This is a genomic window from Geobacillus sp. Y412MC52 (assembly GCF_000174795.2).
Lineage (GTDB): Bacteria > Bacillota > Bacilli > Bacillales > Anoxybacillaceae > Geobacillus > Geobacillus thermoleovorans.
In genome coordinates, this window is the sequence record NC_014915.1 from 3224744 (window position 1) to 3239597 (window position 14854).

The 14854-nt window shown below is 56.1% G+C and carries 12 protein-coding genes; 3 read left to right on the forward strand and 9 right to left on the reverse strand.

What is annotated here, in order from left to right; genetic code table 11:
• Positions 1 to 47 precede the first annotated feature (47 nt).
• From lgt to GYMC52_RS16050, 8 genes are all read right to left on the reverse strand, one after another.
• The gene (gene lgt / locus GYMC52_RS16015) at positions 48 to 860 is read right to left on the reverse strand and encodes a prolipoprotein diacylglyceryl transferase (protein WP_013524606.1); all 813 of its coding nucleotides are present in this window, start codon (positions 858 to 860) and stop codon (positions 48 to 50) included.
• Positions 861 to 926: 66 nt separating this feature from the next.
• Entirely contained in the window at positions 927 to 1862 is a 936-nt protein-coding gene (hprK, locus tag GYMC52_RS16020) for an HPr(Ser) kinase/phosphatase (protein WP_011232552.1), read from the reverse strand.
• A 248-nt stretch (positions 1863 to 2110) separates the two neighbouring features.
• Positions 2111 to 2473: a phage holin family protein gene (locus tag GYMC52_RS16025; protein WP_013524607.1), complete on the reverse strand. Its 363-nt coding sequence runs from the start codon at positions 2471 to 2473 to the stop codon at positions 2111 to 2113.
• A gap of 101 nt (positions 2474 to 2574) precedes the next feature.
• Positions 2575 to 2901, reverse strand: coding sequence for a DUF4870 domain-containing protein (locus GYMC52_RS16030; RefSeq protein ID WP_013146395.1), 327 nt, complete (start codon positions 2899 to 2901; stop codon positions 2575 to 2577).
• Between the two features lie 119 nt (positions 2902 to 3020).
• The gene (uvrA, locus tag GYMC52_RS16035; RefSeq protein ID WP_041469611.1) at positions 3021 to 5879 is read right to left on the reverse strand and encodes an excinuclease ABC subunit UvrA; all 2859 of its coding nucleotides are present in this window, start codon (positions 5877 to 5879) and stop codon (positions 3021 to 3023) included.
• A gap of 16 nt (positions 5880 to 5895) precedes the next feature.
• Positions 5896 to 7872: an excinuclease ABC subunit UvrB gene (uvrB, locus tag GYMC52_RS16040; RefSeq protein ID WP_013524609.1), complete on the reverse strand. Its 1977-nt coding sequence runs from the start codon at positions 7870 to 7872 to the stop codon at positions 5896 to 5898.
• A gap of 249 nt (positions 7873 to 8121) precedes the next feature.
• Entirely contained in the window at positions 8122 to 8346 is a 225-nt protein-coding gene (locus GYMC52_RS16045) for a CsbA family protein (protein WP_013146398.1), read from the reverse strand.
• A 13-nt stretch (positions 8347 to 8359) separates the two neighbouring features.
• Positions 8360 to 9532, reverse strand: coding sequence for a PDZ domain-containing protein (locus GYMC52_RS16050; RefSeq protein ID WP_013524610.1), 1173 nt, complete (start codon positions 9530 to 9532; stop codon positions 8360 to 8362).
• 218 nt (positions 9533 to 9750) lie between these two features.
• Here GYMC52_RS16050 and GYMC52_RS16055 point away from each other — a divergent pair, with 218 nt between their 5' ends.
• The 3 genes from GYMC52_RS16055 (at position 9751) to GYMC52_RS16065 (ending at position 13116) form a co-directional block, all read left to right on the forward strand.
• Entirely contained in the window at positions 9751 to 10269 is a 519-nt protein-coding gene (locus GYMC52_RS16055) for a MerR family transcriptional regulator (protein ID WP_013146400.1), read from the forward strand.
• 167 nt (positions 10270 to 10436) lie between these two features.
• Positions 10437 to 12110: a DUF6044 family protein gene (locus GYMC52_RS16060; RefSeq protein WP_013524611.1), complete on the forward strand. Its 1674-nt coding sequence runs from the start codon at positions 10437 to 10439 to the stop codon at positions 12108 to 12110.
• A gap of 16 nt (positions 12111 to 12126) precedes the next feature.
• A complete protein-coding gene (locus GYMC52_RS16065; RefSeq protein WP_013524612.1) occupies positions 12127 to 13116 on the forward strand; it encodes a glycosyltransferase family 2 protein in 990 nt (329 codons plus the stop codon).
• An 84-nt stretch (positions 13117 to 13200) separates the two neighbouring features.
• On the opposite strand, the gene GYMC52_RS16070 is transcribed toward GYMC52_RS16065, so the two are convergent.
• Positions 13201 to 14649 (reverse strand): S41 family peptidase, encoded by a 1449-nt coding sequence (locus GYMC52_RS16070; RefSeq protein ID WP_013146403.1) that lies wholly within the window; start codon positions 14647 to 14649, stop codon positions 13201 to 13203.
• Positions 14650 to 14854: the final 205 nt, after the last annotated feature.

The window sequence follows — 14854 nt, forward strand, 5'->3', positions numbered from 1 at the left end:
TAAACACGGCATCCTTTTTCTCATCCGTCTTACACCAACCGGAGCCGCTATTCATCTTGATACCGCGCGTCCGCCCAGCCTTTCGCCCGGCGCACGACCCAAAGCACTACGGACAAAACAATGAGCGTCACGGACATCACTTGCGCCGCGCGCAGACTGCCGGCCAGCATCAAGCTGTCGGTGCGCATCCCTTCAATCCAAAAGCGGCCGACGGAATACCAAATCAAATACGACAAAAACAGCTCGCCGCGCCGCAAGTTGACGCGCCGCAGCCAAAGCAAAAGACAAAAACCGGCCAAATTCCAAAGCGATTCGTACAAAAACGTCGGATGCCAATAGCGCCCGTCAATGTACATTTGGTTGATGATCCAATCCGGCAAATGCAAATTTTCAAGAAACTGGCGCGACACAGGGCCGCCATGCGCCTCTTGGTTCATAAAATTGCCCCAGCGCCCGATCGCCTGGCCTAAAATGATGCTTGGTGCGGCAATATCGGCGAGCTTCCAAAACGACAGCCCGCGCGCGCGGGCGAACACCACGCCCGTCGCCACCGCCCCGATCAAACCGCCGTGAATGGCGAGGCCGCCTTGCCAAACTTTTGGAATCTCTGACAAATGCTTTGAATAATAGTGCCATTCAAACAGCACGTAGTACGCCCGCGCGCAGACAATGGCGATCGGCACGGCAAATAACACGAGATCGACAAACGTCTCTTTCGGCAAGCCGCGCCGCACCGCTTCGCGCGTCGCGAGCCATAGCCCAATCAACACACCGGTGCCGATAATGACCCCATACCAATAAATCGTAATAGGGCCAAGGTGCAAAAACACGCGGTCGAGCGGCTGAATCGTCGATTCCATCGTTTCCACCTCCTATGCTCCATGCCCAAACGAGATCCATTCCTTTGACGCAAGAAACGCCGCCGATCAGTCGTAATCGTGCGCGCCGTCTTCGATGGCGTCGCTCAATCGCGCCGAAAACTCCTCAGCCGCGTTGACCCCGAGCCGCTTCAGCCGGAAGTTCATCGCCGCCACTTCGACGATGACCGCCAAGTTGCGCCCTGGGCGGACCGGAATCGTTAATTTCGGCAATTCGGTATCCAAAATTTTCACTTTCTCTTCTTCCAACCCGAGCCGATCGTACTGCTTCTCCGGATCCCAAAGCTCCAAGTCGACGACGAGCGAAATGCGCTTATGCGTCCGCACCGCCCCTGCGCCGAACAGCGTCATCATATTAATAATGCCGAGGCCGCGAATTTCAAGCAGATGCTCGATCAGCTCCGGCGCGCTGCCGACGAGCGTATCTTCATCTTCTTGGCGGATTTCCACACAGTCGTCGGCGACCAACCGATGGCCGCGTTTGACGAGCTCCAGCGCCGTTTCGCTTTTGCCGACGCCGCTTTTGCCCGTGATCAACACCCCGACGCCGTACACATCGACAAGCACCCCGTGCACCGCGGTGGTGGGGGCGAGCTTGCTTTCCAAATAGTTTGTCAATCGGCTTGACAGGCGGGTCGTTTTCATCGTCGAGCGCATGACCGGCACCGACTGGCGCTCAGACGCTTCGATCAGCTCCGGCGGCACTTCCAAGCCGCGCGAGACGATGATCCCCGGCGTAATGTCGGTGCAAAGCCGTTCCATCCGCGACTTTTTTTCTTCCGGCGTCAACGTTTCATAAAACGACAGCTCCGTCCGTCCGAGCAGCTGCAGACGCTCTGCCGGGTAATAGGCGAAATAGCCGGCCATTTCAATCCCCGGCCGCGACAAATCGCTTGTCGTAATCGGGCGGTAAATGCCCTCCGCGCCGCTGACGAGCTCGAGCTGGAACTGTTCAATGATGTCTTTCGTCCGCACTTTTGGCATACGTCGCCTTTCTCCCCTTTCTTCATCTTTTTCCATTGTAACACGTTTCGTTCCGCCGTTGAATGGAAAACATCGGGGAAAACAAAACAGGGACGGCTCCCCCCGTCCCGATCAAGCCAAACACATCAAACCGAAACGATCTTCACCGCATCGTTTCTCCCATTGCAACCCCTTGCCGCATTCGCCATCTTTTCACACGATCACGGAAAACCATGGCGCCACCGGCCTTCCAATGGATCACGCCCCCGTTACGACCGGTTGCGCAGCGGCTCGATAATCGCTTTTTGCACGAGCAGGTGGAAAAACGACAAGACGATCGAGGCGAGCAGCGCCGTGCCAAAGCCGCCGATTTGAAACGCATCGCCCATCAGCCCTGCAGTCATCATGAGCGTGAGGGCGTTAATGACAAACAAAAACAACCCAAGCGTCAACACGGTCACCGGCAGCGTCAACAAGATGAGCACAGGGCGAACGACGGCGTTGAGCACCGCCAAAATCACGCTCGCCAAAAACGCCGCGCCGATGCCGCTGAAGTGAATATCGTCAAAATAGCCGTCAATCGCCATCAGCAGCACCGTATTGATCAACACACCGATCAGCCAATTGAGCATCCCATCACCATCTTTTTTCGAGTCTCGCGCCCGCCTGCCACGCCTTTTGACAGGCCCAAAAAAGCGGGGCCGCGGCATCGTCGGCAAACGGACGCTTTCTCTTATTTTAACACTTGAATCCCTTTTATGACATTCCAAACGATGACAACGAGATTCACCGCCCCAGCAACGAGGAACCCAAGCCAGACGAGCCCGCCGCCAAAAAGAAGCGATTCCTCGCCCCAATGGCCGAACAGCACCGGCGACGCGGCTAACGCAATGAACAAGAGGATCGTAACGGCCGGAATCAAATGCGACACGAGCGACCGCTTCGCATGATGTTTCACTTCCACATCCTCCACGACAAAATAGACGACAATCGGCAAAATGAACGGCGCAAAAAAGACGCTGAAATAACAAAGCGCGGATAACACTTTGTTCGTCGACAAGCGGAAATCCCCTTTCCATAAGTTTCTTTTACCTTGTATATACGACCGCGGCTTGGAAAAGTTTCCTTTTTCTCTTTCCAAAAGCGGCCGTCTCCCATATGCCAAAGCGGCCAAGGCCTTTACGCCTTCGCCGCTTCATACCGCGCCTGCATGCGCGCCCGGTCGCGCTCGAGAATCGGTTTCAAGTAGCGGCCGGTGTGCGACTCCTTCACCTCGGCCACCTCTTCCGGCGTGCCGACGGCGACGATTTGTCCGCCGCGGTCGCCGCCTTCCGGACCTAAGTCAATGATATAGTCCGCGGTTTTGATGACGTCCAAGTTATGTTCGATGACAAGCACGGTATCGCCGTTGTCGACGAGCCGGTGGAGCACATCGAGCAGCCGGGCGATGTCATCGACATGAAGCCCGGTCGTCGGCTCGTCCAAAATGTAGAGCGTCCGGCCGTTGGAGCGGCGGTGAAGCTCAGCGGCGAGCTTGACGCGCTGCGCCTCGCCGCCCGAGAGCGTCGTCGCCGGCTGGCCGAGCTTCATATAACCGAGCCCGACGTCATAGAGCGTCTCGAGCTTGCGTTTGATTTTCGGGATCGAGGCGAAAAAGTCGAGCGCATCTTCGACCGTCATGTCGAGCACCTCGGCGATGTTTTTTCCTTTATACGTCACCTCGAGCGTCTCGCGGTTGTACCGTTTGCCGTGGCACACTTCGCACGGGACGTACACGTCCGGCAAAAAGTGCATCTCAATTTTGATGATCCCATCGCCATGGCACGCCTCGCAGCGCCCGCCTTTGACATTGAAGCTGAACCGCCCTTTTTTGTAGCCGCGCACTTTCGCTTCGTTCGTCGAGGCAAACACATCGCGGATGTCGTCAAACACCCCGGTGTACGTCGCCGGGTTCGAGCGTGGCGTGCGGCCGATCGGCGACTGGTCGATGTCAATGACTTTATCGAGATGCTCCAGCCCGCGAATGTCGCGGTGCTCGCCCGGCTTTGCTTTCGCCCGGTGCAGCTTTTGCGCCAGCGCCTTATACAACACTTCGTTCACGAGCGTGCTTTTGCCCGAGCCCGACACCCCGGTGACAGCGACAAACGTGCCGAGCGGGATTTTCACCGATACGTTTTTCAAGTTATGCTCGCGCGCGCCGACCACCTCAAGCCAACGTCCGTCCGGACGGCGACGCTCGGCCGGAATCGGGATGAATTTTTTCCCCGATAAATACTGGCCGGTGAGCGAGTTCGGGTCGTTCATCACTTCTTCCGGCGTGCCGGCGGCGACGACCTCGCCGCCGTGGATGCCCGCCCCCGGACCAATGTCAATCAAATAGTCCGCGGCCAGCATGGTATCCTCGTCGTGCTCCACCACAATGAGCGTATTGCCGAGGTCGCGCATGCTTTTCAACGTCGCGATCAGCCGGTCATTGTCGCGCTGATGAAGCCCGATCGACGGCTCGTCGAGCACGTACAGCACCCCCGTCAGCCGCGAGCCGATTTGCGTCGCCAAGCGGATGCGCTGCGCCTCGCCGCCGGAGAGCGTTCCTGCCGAGCGGCTGAGCGTCAAATAGTCGAGGCCGACGTTTTGCAAAAAACCGAGACGGTCGCGAATTTCACGCAAAATAAGGCGAGCGATTTGCGCTTCTTTTTCGGTCAGCTCGAGCCCGTCAAAAAAGGCGAGCGCCTCGGTCACCGACATGGCGGTGACCTCGCCGATATGCTTGCCGCCGACAAGGACGGCCAGGCTTTCTTTTTTCAGCCGGTAGCCTTGGCATGTCGGACATGGTTGTTCCGCCATATACTTTTCCATCTGCTCGCGGATGTAGTCCGAGCTCGTCTCGCGATAGCGGCGTTCGACGTTCGGAATGACGCCTTCAAATGCGATGTATTGTTCGCGCACTTGCCCGAAATCATTCGTATAGCGGAAATAAATCGGCTCTCCGCCGCTGCCGTACAAAATTTTATCGAGCTGCTCTTTCGGCAAATCCTTCACCGGCACGTCCATCGGGATGCCGTAATGGCGGCACACGGCTTCGAGCAGCTGCGGGTAATATTGCGAGCTTTGCGGCTCCCACGGAGCGATGGCGTGTTCTTTTAACGTCAGCTCATCGTTCGGGATGACCAAATCGAGATCCACTTCGAGCTTCGCCCCGAGCCCGTCGCAGTCCGGGCAGGCGCCGAATGGACTGTTGAACGAAAACAGACGCGGTTCAAGCTCCCCGATCGAAAAGCCGCAGTACGGACAAGCGTGCTTTTCGCTGAACAGCAGCTCTCCCTCGCCGATCACGTCAACGACAACTTTGCCGTCGGCGAGCTTCAGCGCCGTCTCAAGCGAATCGGCAAGCCTGGCGGCGATGCCGTCTTTGATGATGATGCGGTCGACGACGACATCAATCGAATGTTTTTTGTTTTTTTCAAGCTCAATGTCCCCCGTCAACTCGCGCATCTCGCGGTCAATACGGACGCGCACATACCCTTGTTTGCGAATATCCTCCAATGTCTTGGCGTGCGTCCCTTTTTTTCCCGAGACGATCGGCGCCAAAATTTGCATTTTCGTCCGCTCCGGGTAAGAGAGCAGCCGGTCGACCATTTGCTCGATCGTCTGCGATTGGATTTCAATGCCGTGCGTCGGGCAAATGGGGCGGCCGATGCGGGCGAATAGAAGCCGCAAGTAGTCGTAAATTTCCGTCACCGTGCCGACGGTTGAGCGCGGGTTGCGGCTCGTCGTTTTTTGATCGATCGAAATGGCCGGCGACAATCCTTCAATCGCATCGACGTCCGGTTTTTCCATCTGCCCTAAAAACTGGCGGGCATACGCCGACAGCGATTCGACGTAGCGCCGCTGGCCTTCCGCGTAAATCGTATCAAACGCCAGCGACGACTTCCCCGACCCGGACAGCCCGGTCAAGACGACGAGCTTGCCGCGCGGGATTTCGACGTCAATGTTTTTCAAGTTGTGGGCGCGCGCCCCTTTGACGATAATTTTATCCATTCCGTTCACCCGGCCATCACCCTTCCGCTTTCAATTCGAAAATGATATCGCGCAGCTGGGCGGCCCGCTCGAAGTCGAGCGCTTTGGCCGCCTCTTTCATTTCCGCTTCGAGCTTTCGAATCAGCTCTTCCCGCTCTTGTTTCGTCATCGCTGCCGCCGGCTTTGCCTCGTACATCTCCGTCTCTTCCGCCGCATACGTCGCGCGGATGACGTCGCGAATCTCCTTTTTCACCGTGCGCGGCACGATGCCGTGCTTTCGGTTGTACTCTTCTTGAATCGCGCGGCGCCGCTTCGTCTCTTGAATGGCGATTTCCATCGATTTCGTGATCGTATCGGCGTACATGATCACATGGCCGTTCGCGTTGCGCGCCGCCCGGCCGATCGTCTGGATGAGCGAGCGCTCCGAGCGCAAAAACCCTTCTTTGTCGGCGTCCAAAATGGCGACAAGCGACACTTCTGGGATGTCGAGCCCTTCGCGAAGCAAGTTGATGCCGACCAGTACATCGTATTTGCCGAGCCGCAAATCGCGGATGATTTCAATGCGCTCGAGCGTCTTAATTTCCGAATGCAAATACGCCACCTTGATCCCCGCTTCTTTCAAATAATCGGTCAAATCTTCCGCCATCTTTTTCGTCAGCGTCGTCACCAACGTCCGTTCGTTCCGCTCGACGCGCTCGTGAATTTCGCCGATCAAATCGTCGATTTGCCCTTTCGTCGGACGGACGTCAATCGTTGGGTCGAGAAGCCCGGTCGGGCGGATGATTTGTTCGACAACGCCCGGGCTGTGCTCGAGCTCGTACGGCCCTGGCGTCGCCGAGATGTAAATAATTTGATTGATTTTTTGCTCGAACTCTTCAAACGTGAGCGGCCGGTTGTCAAGCGCCGACGGCAGACGGAAGCCGTGGTCGACAAGCACTTGCTTGCGCGCCCGGTCACCGTTGTACATGCCGCGCAGCTGCGGCAAGGTGACGTGCGACTCATCAACGATGATCAAAAAATCGTCCGGAAAATAGTCAAGCAATGTATACGGCGTTGAGCCCGGCGGCCGCAGCGCCAAATGGCGCGAGTAGTTTTCGATGCCTGAACAAAAGCCCATCTCGCGCATCATTTCAAGGTCATAGCGCGTCCGCTGCTCAAGCCGCTGCGCCTCTAAGAGCTTTCCTTGCGCGCGCAGTTCGGCAAGCCGCTCCTCAAGCTCTTGTTCGATGTTTTGAATGGCGAGCCGCATTTTCTCCTCGCGCGTCACGAAGTGCGACGCCGGGAAAATGGCGACATGCTCGCGCTCGCCGAGCACCTCGCCGGTTAAGGCGTCCACCTCGCGGATGCGCTCGATTTCATCGCCGAAAAATTCGACGCGAATGCAATGTTCATCGCGCGACGCGGGGAAAATTTCGACAACATCGCCGCGGACGCGGAACGTGCCGCGGCGAAAATCGATGTCATTGCGGTCGTATTGGATGTCAACGAGCCGCCGAAGCAACGCATTGCGCTCGATTTCCATCCCAACGCGCAGCGAGACGACGAGCTCCCGATATTCTTCCGGCGACCCTAAACCGTAAATGCACGACACGCTCGCAACGATAATCACGTCCCGACGCTCAAACAAGGCTGATGTCGCCGAGTGCCGCAATTTGTCGATTTCATCGTTGATTTTCGCGTCTTTTTCAATGTACGTATCCGTCTGCGGCACATACGCTTCCGGCTGATAGTAATCGTAATAGCTGACAAAATATTCGACGGCGTTGTGCGGGAAAAACTCTTTCAGCTCGCTGTACAATTGGCCAGCGAGCGTTTTGTTGTGGGCGATGACAAGCGTCGGTTTGTTGACTTGGGCGATCACGTTCGAGATCGTAAACGTTTTGCCCGTCCCCGTCGCCCCAAGCAGCGTTTGATGCTTCACCCCAAGCCGCAAACCGTCAACGAGCTTGGCGATCGCCTGCGGCTGATCGCCTTGCGGTTCGTATGGCGACACTAATTGAAAACGGCCCTCCACCGTTTCGCCTCCTCCTTCGTACCATCTTTCCCCATTGTATCACATCGTGATGATCCATGCATCAAAAATGCGAACTCATATTCGTACCAACCCACTCAGTGTTTTCCATTGCTTCGCACCGAAAAACGCGAAAAAGCGGACCCATTCATGCCCAAGGTCCGCGTCTTCGCTCCGTTCCGTTTCGACAATCCGAGGTTCAGCCGACGATGCCTTTTTCCAAAAACAGACGGTTGAACCGACAACGCCGCTTCATTTTTGCTTCAGATGGTCGAGCATGCGGCCGGCCCAAAGAAAGCCGGCGATCGTCGATGCAATGTCAGCGACGATTTCATGCAGCTCGTCCGTATAGCCTTTCAAGTAGGAAGCGACAAGCAGCGCTGTCGTCAACAGCACAGCGATGTACCGATTGTACGTCACCCGCGCAAACAACAGCACCAATAGGCACGGAATGATGAGTGCCGCCAAAAACCACATGATCCATTCTCCTTTACGAAACAGCTTCAGACGCTGATGCGTTCCGATCACGGACGAACAGCAGCCCGAGTTCATGATGCTCATCCTCATAGAGCGCCCCTTGGACGAAACGGACTTCGCCGTTATGTCCTACGACATCCAACTTGCAGAACGCGCGGTTGCGTTGGAGCGCCTCGTAAAACTCGGTTTCGGTCCGCACCGGGGCGCCGTTTGTTTTGATGATGACTTCCCCGATCGAAAGCCCCATTTTTTCCGCTTTCGAGCCGGGAAGCACGCCGACAATCACCAAGCCGTGCGGATGGCGGGCAAAGCGGGGCGGGCGGGCGCGGTCGGCGCGATGCCCGGAAAACGCGATCCATTCGCGGCCGATGATGGCCATAGCCCCCGCCGCCACCGTGAGCGGTGGATACCATATACCGGAAGCAGCCAATAGGGCGACAACGAACGCCAGCCGAACAACAAGCCGCCCCTCCGCGCGCGCCGCTTCCGCCGGCAGCATGTGCTGGCGGCGCTGGGAAAAGCCGAGAAGAAACGGCACGAGCCAAAATGAATAGCCGTCTCCCGTCGAAACGAGCGGCCACCAGGAAGCCGGAGGCAGCGCGCCGCCTGATACGGGCAGCACAACCGGCACAAACCAAAGACGCTGCGTCCATTGCAGGCCGACCGTCATCCCTCGCTTGCTTTTCGCAAGCTGCGGCGAGGCCGCCTCGTTTCGCGTGCGAATGATGAGCCATCCTTCCGAAAGCAAAAGCAACGCAAGCCACACCGCCAAAGCCGGCGCCGCCGCCATGCCATCGGGAAGCCATCGGGACAACGCGCTGCTTCGCTCCGCCAAACCGAACACGAGAAGCGCGCCGCCAACCGTATAAGCAGGCGACAACAACCGCGCTTCCATCGCCAAGCTAAAGAGCACCGTCAGCACCGTCACCGTCCAAACCGCTTCCTGCGGCACCGCGATCCCGATGCCGACGGCCGCCGCCGACAACATCGCTCCAGCCATCCATCCCTTCGTCCAAAGCCCGCGCCACTCTTGCCATAGGCTGTAGACGCGCACATGAAAATCGCGGCGCTCCCGCTTCACCCGCCGCCAACCGACGGCCAAAGCGAGCGCGGCGCCATAATAAAGAAGCGGCTGCCGCCAAACCGACGCGACGCCCTCAAGCCATTCCAGCCACCATGTTGCCATCCGCTTCACCCCTTGCGTCGTTCATCATTCTTTATCTTCTATTCTACCAAATGGCATGGCCAATTCCCATGCCCACAGCCATCTTTTTTCACCAATGGCGAATCTTCGCTGTTTTCCACTTTCTTTGCCGAATCAACACTAGTTTTGTCGGCTGGGAAGGATTTTCAAAGATGCAGAGGAAAAAGTATAAACAAGACGAAACAAGGAGGAGTGAAACGATGGAATTGAAAACGTCCGACGTCGCTGCTCGCCTTGGTGTATCGCCGAAAACGATCCAGCGCTGGGTGCGCAAATACGACATTCCGTTGCGGAGAAACGAGGCCGGCCACTACTTGTTTGATGAAAAAACGGTCGCCTTGCTCGAACGGGTCAAATTTGAACAAGGCGCCGCCATGGAAGCGCCGCCGACCCCGAAACGCCCTCCGACGCCGCTGCGGAACAACATTCCTATTGACGCCTTACATGAATCGATCGAACCCGAAATCGCCCGCGTCTCCTCGCGCTTGGACCAGCTTGAACGGCAACTGGAGCAAAAAGCAGATGACGTCGTCTCCATTCAACTGTTGCATCACCGCCAAGAAATGGAAGAAATCGTCGCCCGCCTCACTGCGTTGGAGCAGCTTGTCGCCCGCCTTGAACAGCAGCTGAATACCCGTCCCCCGGCTCCCCATGAACCGCCGGAAGAGACGAAACAGAAACGGCGCGGCCTTGGGCGGGTGATGGGGTTGTTTGCCTAATGGTTCCATCCTCCCTGCTTGACGCAGGGTGTTTTTTTGGTTGCCTCTTTCCCCTTTTTCTCCCCCTTCACTACTTCTTTACAATTTTTTTATGCTTTTTTAATCGCAGCGGTTTATAATGGATCATGTTGTGCAATCTTCCCGTATGGGAAAGGAGGGCGCGCGAGATGGAACAAAGAGAACGAAAAGCGGTCGCCATCGCGTTCATCGTATTGGCTCTCTACCTTTCTCCGCTGTACATGTTAGGCGAACACGCCCATATTCGCGTGCACGACAATATGGATTCGAACATCGCCTGGTATCGCGTGCTCGTTCGCAGCGGCCAACTATTTGGCCCAATCGATGCCGTCATCCCGCAAGTGATCAACGGGTTGCCGCGCAACGCCTTCGGCACAGAATTCAGCGGCATCGTGTGGCTGCACGCTTTGTTTCCCTCCATGGTGGCGTACGCGCTCAGCCAGACGATCACGAGGATATTTGCCTTTTTGGGTATGTATTGGCTGCTCAGGCGCCACTTTTTGCCTTCACCGGAATCATGGCTCATTCGCGTCGGGGCGGCGCTTGCTTTTGCGCTGACACCGTTTTGGCCGTCCGGCATGTTAAGCACGCTCGGCATGCCGCTGGCGCTTTGGGCGTTTCTGTCGATCCGCAACGGAGAAGCGACATGGAAAGAATGGCTTGCGATCATCTTGCTTCCGTTTTACGCCAGCTTTGTGCTCGGATTTTTCTTTTTCCTCGCCGCGATGGCGGCGGTGTGGCTGTTTGACGGCGTTGTCCGCAAGCAGTGGAACAAGCGGTTTTTCGCCGCGATCGCCCTGATGACAGGCTTGTTTTTGGCCATCGAGTACCGCCTCGTGTACTCGCTTGTCTTCAGCGGCGAACCGACGAGCCGGAACGAGTTCCTCTCCTCGCGGCTCAGCTTCGTCCACTGCCTTCGTTTAACGTTGAAAAACTATGTGCTCGGCCATACGCATGTGATGACCGTCCATGGGCCGATCATCTTGCCGGTGCTTTGGGCGGCGTTTTTTCTCGTTTTGCGCCGCCGTCAGCGCGGGCCATTGGAGCGGCGCTTCCTTTTGCTGTTTTGGTTGAACATCGCCTTATCGGCTTGGTATGCATTTTGGTTTTACAAAGGGTGGCAGCCGCTGAAAGAACGGATTTCACTTTTGAATACGTTCAATTTCGCCCGCTTCCATTTTTTGCGGCCGATGGTCATTTACGTCGATTTTGCCTTGGCCTTGCAAATCTTAGCCAAGGAACGGACCGCATGGCGGCGCCTCGTGCCGATCGCCTTGGCGCTGCAGCTGCTTTTGCTTGGCGGGTTTAACGAGGAAATCCGCTATCGCCTCGCTGGCACGCCGTCATTCGAGCAGTTTTATTCCGAACATTTATTTACCAAAATCAAGCAATACATCGGCAAGCCGGTATCGTCCTACCGCGTCGCCAGCGTTGGGCTTCACCCGGCCATCGCTCAATACAACGGGTTTTATACGCTCGATACGTACAACAATTTTTACCCGTTATCGTATAAGCGGAAGTTTCGCCGCATCATTGCCAAAGAATTGGACAAAAGCCCAGTGCTGAAAGACTATTTCGACCATTGGGGCAACCGCGTCTATTTGTTTTCGGCAGAGCTCGGGAAACATTACATGTTCACGAAACGCTCGCATAAAGTCATTCGTCATTTCGAGATCGACACAAAGGCGTTCAAACAGCTTGGCGGCAAGTACATTTTTTCCTCCGTCCCGATCATGAACGCCCGCGACATCCATCTCCGCTTCTTGCGGGCGTTCACCGATCGACAGTCAGTCTGGAAAATTTATGTATACGAAGTGGAGTGAAAGGGAGGCAAGAAACATGGTGGACAAACCATTGTTAGCCATCGTCGTCCCATGCTACAACGAAGAAGAAGTGTTGCCGGAAACGGCCCGGCGGCTGACCGCTTTGCTTGAGCAGCTGCTCGAAGAAGGAGCGGTCGCCATCGGCAGCCATATCGTTTTTGTCGACGACGGCAGCCGCGACCGGACATGGGCGCTCATTGAAGAAGAAAGCGAGCGCAACCCGTTTGTCTCCGGTGTGAAACTCGCTCGCAACGTCGGCCATCAGCGGGCGCTGCTCGCTGGGCTCGAAACCGTTCGCGCGTACGCCGATTGTGCCGTGTCCATTGACGCCGATTTGCAAGATGATGTGGAGGCGATCCGCGAATTTGTGCAAAAATACCGCGAAGGGTATGACATCGTGTATGGCGTGCGGCGGAGCCGAAAGACAGACACGTGGTTCAAGCGTACGACCGCCCAAGCCTTTTATCGGTTCATGAGGGCCATCGGAATCGAGCTGATTTACAACCACGCCGATTTCCGTCTGATGAGCAAGCGGGCGCTCGATGAACTGAGCCGTTACACGGAAGTCAATCTCTTTTTGCGCGGGTTGGTTCCGCTCGTCGGCTTCCGCTCGACGTGCGTCTTTTACGACCGGCATGAGCGGTGGGCTGGACAGTCGAAATACCCGCTCAAAAAGATGCTCGCCTTCGCCTTTGACGGCATCACGTCCTTGAGCGTCGCACCGATTCGCGCCATTACGCTCATCGGTTTTTTGGCCTTTCTCACGAGCGGTGCGGCCGGGCTGTACGCCCTCATCAGCAAACTTCTCGGGCACGCCGAATCAGGCTGGACGTCGCTCATGATCTCCATTTGGTTCATCGGCGGTCTGGTGCTCATGAGCCTCGGCCTCATCGGGGAATACATCGGCAAAATTTATCAAGAGGTGAAACGGCGGCCGCGGTTTGCGATCGAAAAAACCGTGCAGCTGCCGCTTCCGACAGAAAAGGAGAAGACCCCGGCCCTATAGAGATGATAAAAAGAAAGGGTGTCCCAGAAAGATCGGGACACCCTTTCTTATTACCGTATATAGCATCAATCGTCCTCAGCTCGCTTACGACGGAAACAACACGCCAAGCGCTTTTTTCAGCTGCACATCATGGTTCGGATCGCGGACGGCTTCCATGATTTTCGTTTGCAGCACATCCGCCGTCGTCTCATCGATTCGTCCCGTAACCGGCAGCTGATTCGCTTTTTGGAACGCTTGAACGGCTTGTTCGGTTTCTTTGCTGAAGTAGCCGTCCGTGCGGCCCGGGTTGAAGCCAAGCCCTTTGAGCATTTTTTGCGCATTGGCGATTTGCTCGTCGTTCATGTCATACCGAAGCGGTTTTTCCACATGAAGCGGAGCGACGTGGAAATAATCCGGCTGCGCCACCGCGACATCCGGCTTGATCCCTTTTTTATGGATCCAATGCCCGTCCGGCGTCAGCCATTTGTACAGCGTCAATTTGATGTTGCTGCCGTCGCCCATCGGAATCGCCTGCTGCACCGTCCCTTTGCCGAACGTTGCCTCGCCGACCAGCTTGTAGCCGCCCGCTTCCTTCATCGCTCCCGCCAAAATTTCCGACGCGGATGCGCTTCCTTTGTCGATGAGCACAACGATCGGGTATGGCTTTTTCGCCGTTAAATCGGAATAAAACTTTTGCCGATCGCCATCGCGTTCTTCAATTTGCACATATGGTTTGCCTTTCGGGATGAGCTGTTTCAAAATTTCCTCAACGCTTTGCAAATAGCCGCCCGGATTGCCGCGCACATCGATGATCAAGCCATCAATATGTTCGGCCTCAAGCTTCGCCAATTTCTTTTTAAAATCGGCGGCCGTGTTTTCCGAAAACGACGTAATTTGCAAATAGCCCGCCTTTTTGCCGTTGTATGTTTTGATCGAGTCATACACCGTCTGAATCGGAATTTCGTCGCGGACGACTTTGACTTTCATCACGTTTTTGACGCCGGGGCGCAAAATGTCAAGCTCCACCGTTGTTCCTTTCTTGCCGCGGATTTTCAATACCGCTTCATATAAATCAAGCCCTTCCAGGCTTTCTCCGTTGACGCGCAAAATTTGATCGTTCGGCTTCAGACCCGCTTTTTCCGCCGGCGAGTTTTTGATCGGAGCAACGATCGTCACCTTGCCGTCGATCATGCTCACTTCGGCGCCGATCCCCTCAAACGACGAGTCGAGCGACTCGTTGAACTGCTCCGTCGTTTCCGCATCCATGTAGACGGAATACGGGTCATGGAGCGTGTTGATCATACCTTGAATGGCGCCTTCCGTCAGTTTTTCTTCATCCACTTTCTCCACGTACCGATTCTTAATGAGCTCATAAGCTTGCCGGATTTTTTTCATCTCTTCGCTGTCGTTCGTCGACTTGGACGGCTCATTCGAAACAATCGTCGAAAGCGAGCCTTCCATCGGGCGGTCCGCCAACTGAAGGCCAGCGTACGTCCCTCCCGCCCCAATGAGCATCGATATGGCCATCAATGCGGCCGTCGTCGATTTTTTCACGTTGCTTCCTCCTCACCCTATGCTTGACCTTCCCCACCGCTTGCTGCGGTGCGAGAAGGGGGCTTTCTCCTCGCTCCTCCGTCAGTGAAGCAAATGAACATCCCTTCCGCCCCAACGCTGACGGCTTTTGCAAAACACGAAAAGGAAAAGCACCGCCTCACGCCGTGCCATGCCTTTATCTTCATCATATGTTGGGCTTGTACCG

What these genes read in the sequence shown, in the direction of transcription:
- GYMC52_RS16045 (WP_013146398.1), bottom strand. Translation starts at nt 8,346, where the DNA reads ATGTGGTTTTTGGCGGCACTCATCATTCCGTGCCTATTGGTGCTGTTG.
- GYMC52_RS16055 (WP_013146400.1), top strand. Translation starts at nt 9,751, where the DNA reads ATGGAATTGAAAACGTCCGACGTCGCTGCTCGCCTTGGTGTATCGCCG.
- uvrA (WP_041469611.1), bottom strand. Translation starts at nt 5,879, where the DNA reads ATGGATAAAATTATCGTCAAAGGGGCGCGCGCCCACAACTTGAAAAAC.
- lgt (WP_013524606.1), bottom strand. Translation starts at nt 860, where the DNA reads ATGGAATCGACGATTCAGCCGCTCGACCGCGTGTTTTTGCACCTTGGC.
- GYMC52_RS16025 (WP_013524607.1), bottom strand. Translation starts at nt 2,473, where the DNA reads ATGCTCAATTGGCTGATCGGTGTGTTGATCAATACGGTGCTGCTGATG.
- GYMC52_RS16060 (WP_013524611.1), top strand. Translation starts at nt 10,437, where the DNA reads ATGGAACAAAGAGAACGAAAAGCGGTCGCCATCGCGTTCATCGTATTG.
- hprK (WP_011232552.1), bottom strand. Translation starts at nt 1,862, where the DNA reads ATGCCAAAAGTGCGGACGAAAGACATCATTGAACAGTTCCAGCTCGAG.
- GYMC52_RS16050 (WP_013524610.1), bottom strand. Translation starts at nt 9,532, where the DNA reads ATGGCAACATGGTGGCTGGAATGGCTTGAGGGCGTCGCGTCGGTTTGG.
- GYMC52_RS16065 (WP_013524612.1), top strand. Translation starts at nt 12,127, where the DNA reads ATGGTGGACAAACCATTGTTAGCCATCGTCGTCCCATGCTACAACGAA.